We start from the raw sequence: 8,609 nt of genomic DNA, 5'->3' as shown, positions 1-8,609 counted from the left end.
CGAAGTGCGCTACCAGGCTGCGCTACACACCGAATTTTTTGTCGCTAGTAAGTGAAACAAACACCGGGGTCTCCGACCCGTTAACGCTCGGCCGTCCTGGCCTCGCCCCCTTCGGGGCGCCTATCGGCGGTTCCCATCGTTACCGAAACGCCGAGGTCGCCGGTTCGGTAGCTTGGCCCGTTCATGTTGTGCTGTGAGGCCGTGCTAAACAAGGCAATTTTAGGGATTTTGTGATGCTTGGCAATATCATCGGGGGGTGGCTGTTGGCTTTGCTTCGGCTCTCAAGCCTGTATAATCGCGCCTCCGCAATAGATTCAGGCTAGCAGGCATGTGGTTAAGTGACTTTTTTGAACAATCCGGTCAGGAGTTTTCCTTTACTCGGGCCCAGGCAAGTCGCTTTGCCAAGCAGGTAGCCGATGATTTCAACCCCATTCACGACATAGATGCCAAGCGTTTCTGCGTGCCTGGCGACCTCTTGTTTGCCTTGACGCTGGCCAAGAACGGGCTGTCGCAGTGTATGGACTTTACCTTTGCCGATATGGTGCAGGAAAATGTCGCTCTGCGCTTTCATCAGGAGGGCGGTGCATTGCAGGTGCGCGACGGTACCGACAAGGTCTACATGGCCGTGGCGCGCAGTGGCGAAACGGCACAGGACGCGAAGCTCGTTGAGCGTTTAGCTCGCGCCTATGTGGCGTTTTCGGGGCATACTTTTCCACACATTCTGGTCCCGCTTTGGCGTGAAAAGAATGTGATGATTAATCCGGCGCGTCCGATGGTGATTTACCAGTCCATGCATTTGCAGTTCGATCGTTTAGACATTGACGACATTCAACTCGCACCAACGGGCAACAGCCTGACGGTGGATGGCAAGCGCGGACAAGTAAAAGTTTGTTTCGAGTTCAAAGCAGGCAATGCCGTTGTAGGCCGCGGTGAAAAGTGCCTAGTGCTGAGCGGATTGCGTGAGTTTGATGAAGAAGCGGTGGCGGGCGTAGTGGCCTATTACGACGAGCGCAAAGCGCGCTTGGGGTAAGCGGGCTACCCATAGGTGGTCGCTGGTTGCTACACTGGCCGCTCTTTGCCGCGTAAGGATATGCTGTGCCCTACACTTCAGATTCTCATGTCTTTGATCGACTGGTGGTTGCAAATGCTGGCGCCACGCGTATTTTGGCCGAGGGCGATTCCTGGTTTGCCTACCCGCGCCGCTACCTCGCCTTTGGCAAGCCCGCCAATATTATTCACCACTTAGCCAAGCGCGATCACCTATTGATTTACGCCACGGCCAGTAACGGCGACGAGGCAGTGACTATGATGAGTGGCGAGCAAAAGTTGGCACTCATGAAGCGGATTAGCAACACCCACTTTGACCATCTGCTATTTTCCGGCGGCGGCAATGATATTGTTGGTCGCTATGATTTGGACTACCTGGTTAAACCCTATGTACCAGGAATGGATCGTTTGGCAGCTGTGCACCAAGATCGCTTGCAAAACAAGCTTTTACAATTGCGGGCGGTGTACGAAGAATTAATTCACCGCGTGGCGCAATTTTCACATAATCCCCACACGCGCATTGTCACCCATACTTACGATTACCCCATACCATCCAAGCGCGGCTATGCGCTTTTTGATTTGTTTCCCATTGGTGAGTCATGGATGTACCCGGTGTTTAAATCCCTCGGTTATCGCGATGTAGCCTTGATGGCAACGGTCGTGCGCTACTTGCTCGAGCAGTTCCGCGGCATGCTGCAGGCATTGGCTGTAGAGTACGCCGGTCGATTGGTGGTGGTGGATACCCAGGGTACCCTATCCAAGCAGCATTGGCGCAATGAGATACACCCGAATTCAGCTGGCTTTAAGTTGATTGCAGAGAAGATATTGGCGGCGCTGTAAAGGCAAAAACGGCCCCGGCCAGCGCGCCTGCTGCCCCTTGTGCGAGCAAGCCCGCGAGTCCGCGCGCGCCGGCAATCAGCGTGATATTCATAATGGGCTGCATGCTCAGGAGAATAGCCAGCAGTGCGCAAAAACCCGCCAGCATACACAATGCAGTGCGCCATTGGGGCCAGCGACGCGCAAGTCCGAGTGCACACGGCAGTGCGATGGACAGTCCAATAGCAATAATAGGGAGGTAAGTTGGGCTTAGGCCAACCAGGTCATCCCATAGTGCCCCTGCGCGCACGCTCAGGGGTAGCAGGATACCTAAATCGGTTAGGCGAGCCTGTACAAACAGTGAGTGATTGACGCTGGCCAGCGCAAAGCCAGCCAATGACGCTAATAGCCAGGGCAAGAGCCCGCGCTTTATAAACATATCGCGATCCTTGTGAAGCCTTGCAAATAGTGCCGTTGTTATTAAAGTGGTGCCATAGTGTACGCACAATACGTGCGTTATTCGGCAGTTAACGGGAGTTCAGTATGAAAAGCAAATTATTGCCCGGCGTGGGCGTCAATTTTCTAGCCGCCGCTCTGTGGGGGATTGTATTGGCGGCCGCTTGGTTGCCCGCGCAGGCGGAATCAGCCCTTAAGGCAAAGGCGCTCGGCCCCTACACACTGACTACGGTGGCGGAGGGTCTGAACTTACCTTGGGCATTGGCGTTTTTACCCGATGGCCGGCTGCTGGTCAGTGAGCGCAGCGGTCAGTTGCGCTTGGTGGAAAAGGGTAAGGTATCGCCGCCGCTGACTGGCGTGCCGACGACTTATTTCAAAGGCCAGGGCGGCCTACAGGACCTGGTATTGCACCCGGATTATGCCACCAATGGGTGGATCTATTTATCGCTTGCCTGGGGCGAACCCAAAGCCAATGCCACGCGCTTGGTGCGCGGCCGAATTAAAGGCAATGCGTTTACCGATGTGGAGGTGGTATTTACCGCAACGCCCACTAAAAACACGCCGGTCCACTATGGCGCGCGCATGACCTTTCTGCCGGACAATACGTTAGTCCTGGCGGTGGGCGATGGCTTTGATTTTCGCGAAGCTGCGCAAAAACCCGACAATCTGATGGGGAAAATGGTGCGCATACACGATGGCGGCGCCATTCCTAAAGACAATCCCTTCGTGGGTAAAGCGGGCTATCACCCAGCCATTTATACGTTGGGCCACCGCAATCCCCAAGGCATGGCCTATGATCCCGTGCGTCAGATGTTGTTTAGCAACGAGCATGGCCCCAAGGGCGGGGATGAGATCAATATCCTTGAGTCCGGTAAAAATTATGGGTGGCCGGTGATTACCTACGGGCGCGATTACTCGGGTGCCTCTATTACGCCCTACACGGAATATCCGGGTATGGAACAGCCATTGGTGAATTGGACTCCCTCTATTGCGCCCTCCTCTTTGGTGGTGTATCGCGGCGATGCATTTCCGGCATTGAAGGGCGATCTGCTGGCCAGTGCATTAAAATTCAAGGAGGTGCGCTGGGTGCAAATGAATGGCAATAGGCCCGTGCACCAAGTGTCGCTATTCAAGGAACTGGATGCGCGCTTACGCGCGGTCTATGCAGGTCCGGAAGGGGCTTTGTATTTGTTAACGGACAGTAACAACGGGAAAATTATCAGAGTTTCGCCGCAATAGTTTGCGCGATTTCAATAGAAAACCTGAGGGGAAGGCCCCCTCAGGTTTTTACAGTTTTACAGCTATTTATGCGAAACCTTTAAAGCATAGATTTTCGTTTCGCCGTAGGCACTGCAGGATTCTCCACTGACTTTTTTGTCGCCGCCACAGGCTGATTGGGTGTAGGCACCGGCCTTGAAGTAGGCTCCTGAGTAGCTTTGATTTAGCGTGTGAACCAACTGGCCGTTGTAATAGGATTTGGTCACACCGCCAGACACTACCCATTTAAGCGTGACTTTTTCATTGAGCGCATAGTTGCTGTCCAGCGTCGGGCCGTCGCTGCCGTCAATTTCCATAACAAATTTCGACCCTTCAAGGCGGAAGGTAATGACGTCGTCACCGCCGTCGTGAATTTGCGCCACAACCAGGTGTGGTTTAACGGTGGGAAGTTTACTGACGCTCAATACTACTTCCATTTCGTGAGTACCACTGGTGGAGCTCCACGAGGCATTGCTGCTGCCATTGTTGGTCATTTCGCGTAATTCACTGCGTGGGTAGCCTGAGCCGCTGGTGGTGGCGCCGCCGGCGTGTGCGCGAAATTGCACGTAGTCACAGCCTGAGTTGGTAAATTCGGGCGAGCGCTCGTAGCTGTCCAGCGCTGGTTGTTTAACTTCCGCAGCTTTATTGGTGTTGCCATCTGTGCTGCCCGTGGCGCTGGTGTAGGGAAGGGTAATCTTCCAGTTGGTTAAGTCCAAAACATCTGAAGGTTTATCGCAGTCGCCAGAACCGCCGCCGCTGCCACTCACCACGCTGAACTTGGTGATGTCGGTCCAGTTGTTTACGTTGCTTGTGTAGCCAACAATTCGCACATAGCGCGCACTGCGCTCAGTAAAGCTAAAGGTCTGATTCCACTTAGTCGAGCCCGAGCTCTTGGCATTGCTGAGGACAGTGGTCCAGCTGCTGTTGTTGGTGCTGAGCTGAACATCGAAAGTAGTGATGCGCTGATCGCCCTTGTAAAAGGCCAGCTTAACGGCGCTTAGCTGTTTGGTGGAACCCAGGTCCACGGTTAGGGTGGCGCCTGAGCCGTAACCGGCCCAGCGGGTATTGATATCGCCGTCTAGCACGTTGCTGGGCGGGTAGCTTGGGTGCCAGGTCGACGCTGTGGCTGTGGCAGCCAGGGCGTTGTTACAGGCCAGACTCAAAAGCAAAAGCGTGCCAGTGAGGATACGCTTGGCCAATGCGTAAAAAGGCCATTGGGGGGAAGGTTGTGTTTTATTCAAGGTCATTACTCCTGATTAGCATTATTGTTATATCGGGTTGACGACAAAGCCGTGTGCGCGTTTACCGCAGAACAACACGCGCAATACCAGGCCCACGAATCCCTGCAGTCAAATCATGTGCGCGGGAGTCGCTGAAACGCCGAGCGTAAAATTGGGCGCCCAAATGGCTGTTTTTGTCTTGTTTAGGCTAGGCTTGCACGTATTTTTTTTCAATTGCAAATGATTTTTATTTAATTTGGCAGACCAGTTTAAACTGGTCGCTACGTCTGGTTTAGATAGATAACCGATTGATATCTCGTCATAAAGTTGAAATGTTGGGCGGCTTCCACACAGTTAATTGGATTTCATGGCGATAATGTTCGATTGGTACATTCGTGCCCATCTGATTTAAGTTTTATATTTATCAGATCATAATGGCCTAATTTAGTTAACCAATTGTGATGTGCTTGGCGTGTGGCCAATGTATTGGTGCCGCGGGTGAAGCGGCAGTGCGGTTAGATGGGTAGCGCTGGGTAAAGGCCAAAGGGGGCAGCGCAATGTTAAGTGCAAGGTGTGTGTTACTCGGGTGCGCCGGTGGTGTACTGGCAGGGTTAATTGGGGCATACGTCTATCTGCCCAACCCTCAGGGCAAGGCTGCTAAACCAATGCCTTTGATGGACATTGATGCTGGGTTGCCTGCGACCCTTGGCCCGGCGCCGGCGTTAAGTGCCGCGCAGCGCTTGAATCTTAAGGCGGTAATGCAGTTGCCATTCGATGCGCTGCAGGTGCAATTGTTGGCTGCTCTACTAACGCCGGGCGAGCTCACGGGCGCTGCGGAGATGCTAGGGCTCATCGACGAATTGTCCGTCACCGAAATACAGCGTCGTTGGTTGATGCAGGTGGTGTTGCAGGCTGTCGCGCGCCAGTCATTGCCCGTGGCGTTGCAGTTAGCGCAGACCCAGGTGCCCGAGTCGAGCCGGGCTTACGCGCTAGCAGGGGTGCTGTACGGCGGCGGTAGGCCGGCGCACTGGCCGTTGGCGGAGGTGGCCGGTGGTTTCGAGGTTGCGACTATGTACCAAGCGGTGGTCGCGCTCACCTTGGCACTTGCCGACCCGCCGCCATTGCCCGGCGATCACCTTTGGCGCGAGGATATGGTGGACTTTAGTTATTTGCCCGAATTTTGGGCGCGAGATTTCCGTAAAGCACTGCAGTGGGCAGATGTTTTACCCGATTTCCCGCCAGCCGGACAGATGGCATCGCACGCGCTAAAGGAGCACCTGTTCAAGCTGTGGCTCCAGCGGCAACCGCTGGACGCCGCAAAATTTGCGGAATCGACGCCCCGTTATTTGTCGGGCTTGCAAGCGGCTGCTCTGTCACTCGCGGCGAGCGATGACGCCTCTGCGCTGCAATTTGCCTTTGCGCTGCCTGAGACAGAAGCGACGTTTCAGCAGGCGCTGGTTCAGCAAATATTGTTGTACCGACTAGACTGGCAGGACTACTACGGCGCACTGCAGCTGGCTACTGAGTATCTACCAGGCGCTGCCCAAGTTGCGGCGCAGCGTCGCGTGCTTGAGACCTGGGTAGTGATCGACCCATTGGCTGCGGTTGAGCGGGCGTCGGCCATTGCCAGCCCAAGCTTGCGCGATGCTCTGTTGGGCGCGTTGCTGCCTTACCTGGGCGAGCAATTTCCGGCGCGCGCACTTGAACTCAGTTTGCAGATAGGCGACGTCGGTGCGCGTATAAGGGCGCAGGCTGCGTCTTTGTATGCGTGGTCGCTTGCGGAGCCCGAGCGCGTAAGTGCGTGGTTAACTGCGCAACCGGCCGATGATATGCGCGACAAGCTTATTGCCCGCTTGCATGGGCTACTGCTTCGCAGTGCGGTAGATGCCGCGTTTCTGGCGGACCTGAGTGCGCTAGTCCACGATGAACGCTTGCGTGTGTTGTTGGTGCAACAGGCCGAGGGGCGCGGACTGTCCTAATCGGTAAATTGGCTTAGTTCTATTTGCTGGTCAGACCAATTTTGCTAGAAATTGCCCATAAAAATACAGGTTAATAACTCAATATTATTAGATCATAACTTATTGATAAATAGGTATAAATATGAATTGGTCTGATCAATATATCAATCTAAATCAGATTGATTGGTTGACATGGGTTGGGGAAAGGGGTTAACTCCTGTGACCCTCTGGTATTGAACTGTACTCGAGGCATTAATAAGGAGAGGAAAGCAAGAATGATACATAACAATAAGCGTCATCTCGCGATGGCCATCAGAGCAATAAACACACTCGCACTTACCGCAACTAGCTTGGTATTTCTGCCGTCGGCACTGGCGCAGGACGCCGATGCTGAAAATTTAGATGTGCTGGAAGAGGTGGTTGTTAAGGGCATTCGCTACAGCCTTGAGCAAGCCGCCGACGCCAAGCGCAATGACGGTCGAGTGGTGGATGTCATTGTGGCTGAAGATATCGGTAAATTGCCCGATAACAACATCGCAGAAGCCTTGCAGCGTGTCACCGGCGTGTCCATTAACCGCGATTTTGGCGTGGGCACCGACGTGTCTATTCGCGGCCTGAAAGAAAACCGCGTAGAGGTGAATGGCCGCTCTACCATGGGCGATTCTCGTAACGGCATCGGCTTTGAAGATTTCCCCGCGAGCTTCCTATCCGCGGTTGAGGTGATTAAATCGCCGACGCCCGAAATGGTTGAAGGCGCTTTAGGCGGCACTGTAAACCTGAAAACTTCGCGCCCACTGGATTTGAAAGAAACCACAATCGCTGGCTCCTTTGATATGGAGTACGCCGATAAGGCTGAAAATTGGGCGCCTATTTTTAACCTCTCCGCAGGTGATAACTGGGATATGGGCGAGGCTGGTACCTTTGGCGCTATGGCCATGTTTTCATACCAGGATCGCGAGCTGCGCCGCGACAGTTTTGAAACCAATGTGCAGGTAAAAGGTCACGAAGATATTGCCGGCCTGGATGTGCCAGCGGCCAATACGCCAAGCGGCAAGTACATTATTCAAAACGAGCACAAATTTGAGCCCTTTATCGAAAATCGCGAGCGCACGGCGTTTAACGTTTCGCTGCAGTGGGCGCCGGCTTCTGAGCAGGGCAACTTTTACCTGGATCTGAATGCCACCGAGCGCTCGGGTGGTCAGGAAGCTTATTCAATTTTGCACGTGGCAGGTTCCTATGAGGCCACTGCAGATACCTACGAAGACGCCAATGGTGCGTTGAACAATTATCGGACGAATGGCGTGATTGCCATTCCGAAAACCTGGAGTTCATTCCGCTCAAACGAGGCGTTTAGCAACGCCTTTGGCGGCGAGTGGAACTTTACCGACAAACTCAAGGTGTCGGGCGAATACTCGCTGGCAAACTCGGAAACCTCCTATCCCAAGTCTGAGTTTAACCTGCGTACCCTGGACCCAGTGGCAGAGGCAGCCAACCCAGCTGGCTCGAACGAGTGGAAAACCAACGTAACAGTTGTTAACAGCAATGGTCAGGCGCCGAGCGTTGTGTACGACGATGGCGATATCTATACGCAAACCGAGCACTTTGTGTTTCGCGAGTTCCGTCACCGCGACGAAACCATTGAAAACGAAGAGCAGGCCTGGCGCTTGGATGTAGACTACAGCGAGCCCTTCGGTTTAGCTTACGTAACCTCGCTTAAAGGTGGTGTACGGTTTACCGAGCGTCGCTATGAAACCAGCGAATACGGTGTACAGTACAAAGATCTGAATAAAAACCTGAAGGACACTGACGGCAATGAAATCTACATTCCTGTGGATGATATCGCCAGCGCCTTCCC

At 53.9% G+C, this 8,609-nt stretch carries 7 protein-coding genes; 5 read left to right on the top strand and 2 right to left on the bottom strand.

Going from position 1 to position 8,609, the window contains the following annotated elements:
• Positions 1 to 328: 328 nt before the first annotated feature.
• Both ACW8F6_RS15790 and ACW8F6_RS15785 read left to right on the top strand, forming a co-directional pair.
• The gene (locus tag ACW8F6_RS15790; protein WP_491576844.1) at positions 329 to 1,030 is read left to right on the top strand and encodes a DUF3581 family protein; all 702 of its coding nucleotides are present in this window, start codon (positions 329 to 331) and stop codon (positions 1,028 to 1,030) included.
• Positions 1,031 to 1,095: 65 nt separating this feature from the next.
• The gene (locus ACW8F6_RS15785; protein WP_491576843.1) at positions 1,096 to 1,887 is read left to right on the top strand and encodes an SGNH/GDSL hydrolase family protein; all 792 of its coding nucleotides are present in this window, start codon (positions 1,096 to 1,098) and stop codon (positions 1,885 to 1,887) included.
• On the opposite strand, the gene ACW8F6_RS15780 is transcribed toward ACW8F6_RS15785, so the two are convergent.
• Positions 1,850 to 2,302: a hypothetical protein gene (locus tag ACW8F6_RS15780; RefSeq protein ID WP_491576842.1), complete on the bottom strand. Its 453-nt coding sequence runs from the start codon at positions 2,300 to 2,302 to the stop codon at positions 1,850 to 1,852. The genes ACW8F6_RS15785 and ACW8F6_RS15780 overlap by 38 nt on opposite strands.
• 104 nt (positions 2,303 to 2,406) lie before the next feature.
• Here ACW8F6_RS15780 and ACW8F6_RS15775 point away from each other — a divergent pair, with 104 nt between their 5' ends.
• Entirely contained in the window at positions 2,407 to 3,558 is a 1,152-nt protein-coding gene (locus ACW8F6_RS15775; protein WP_491576841.1) for a PQQ-dependent sugar dehydrogenase, read from the top strand.
• A gap of 62 nt (positions 3,559 to 3,620) precedes the next feature.
• On the opposite strand, the gene ACW8F6_RS15770 is transcribed toward ACW8F6_RS15775, so the two are convergent.
• Positions 3,621 to 4,817 (bottom strand): polysaccharide lyase family 7 protein, encoded by a 1,197-nt coding sequence (locus ACW8F6_RS15770; RefSeq protein WP_491576840.1) that lies wholly within the window; start codon positions 4,815 to 4,817, stop codon positions 3,621 to 3,623.
• A gap of 536 nt (positions 4,818 to 5,353) precedes the next feature.
• Between ACW8F6_RS15770 and ACW8F6_RS15765 the strand changes: the two genes are divergently transcribed.
• Positions 5,354 to 6,775 (top strand): hypothetical protein, encoded by a 1,422-nt coding sequence (locus tag ACW8F6_RS15765; RefSeq protein ID WP_491576839.1) that lies wholly within the window; start codon positions 5,354 to 5,356, stop codon positions 6,773 to 6,775.
• Between the two features lie 254 nt (positions 6,776 to 7,029).
• Positions 7,030 to 8,609: TonB-dependent receptor plug domain-containing protein (locus tag ACW8F6_RS15760; RefSeq protein WP_491576838.1), on the top strand; the 1,580-nt coding region annotated here is incomplete at its 3' end.

This window comes from Simiduia sp. (genome assembly GCF_058345725.1).
This window is presented reverse-complemented; position numbering and strand designations above follow the sequence as displayed.

Excerpts from the sequence above, each read along its gene's own strand:
- ACW8F6_RS15765 (WP_491576839.1), top strand. The coding sequence starts at position 5,354 with ATGTTAAGTGCAAGGTGTGTGTTACTCGGGTGCGCCGGTGGTGTACTG.
- ACW8F6_RS15790 (WP_491576844.1), top strand. The coding sequence starts at position 329 with ATGTGGTTAAGTGACTTTTTTGAACAATCCGGTCAGGAGTTTTCCTTT.
- ACW8F6_RS15780 (WP_491576842.1), bottom strand. The coding sequence starts at position 2,302 with ATGTTTATAAAGCGCGGGCTCTTGCCCTGGCTATTAGCGTCATTGGCT.
- ACW8F6_RS15775 (WP_491576841.1), top strand. The coding sequence starts at position 2,407 with ATGAAAAGCAAATTATTGCCCGGCGTGGGCGTCAATTTTCTAGCCGCC.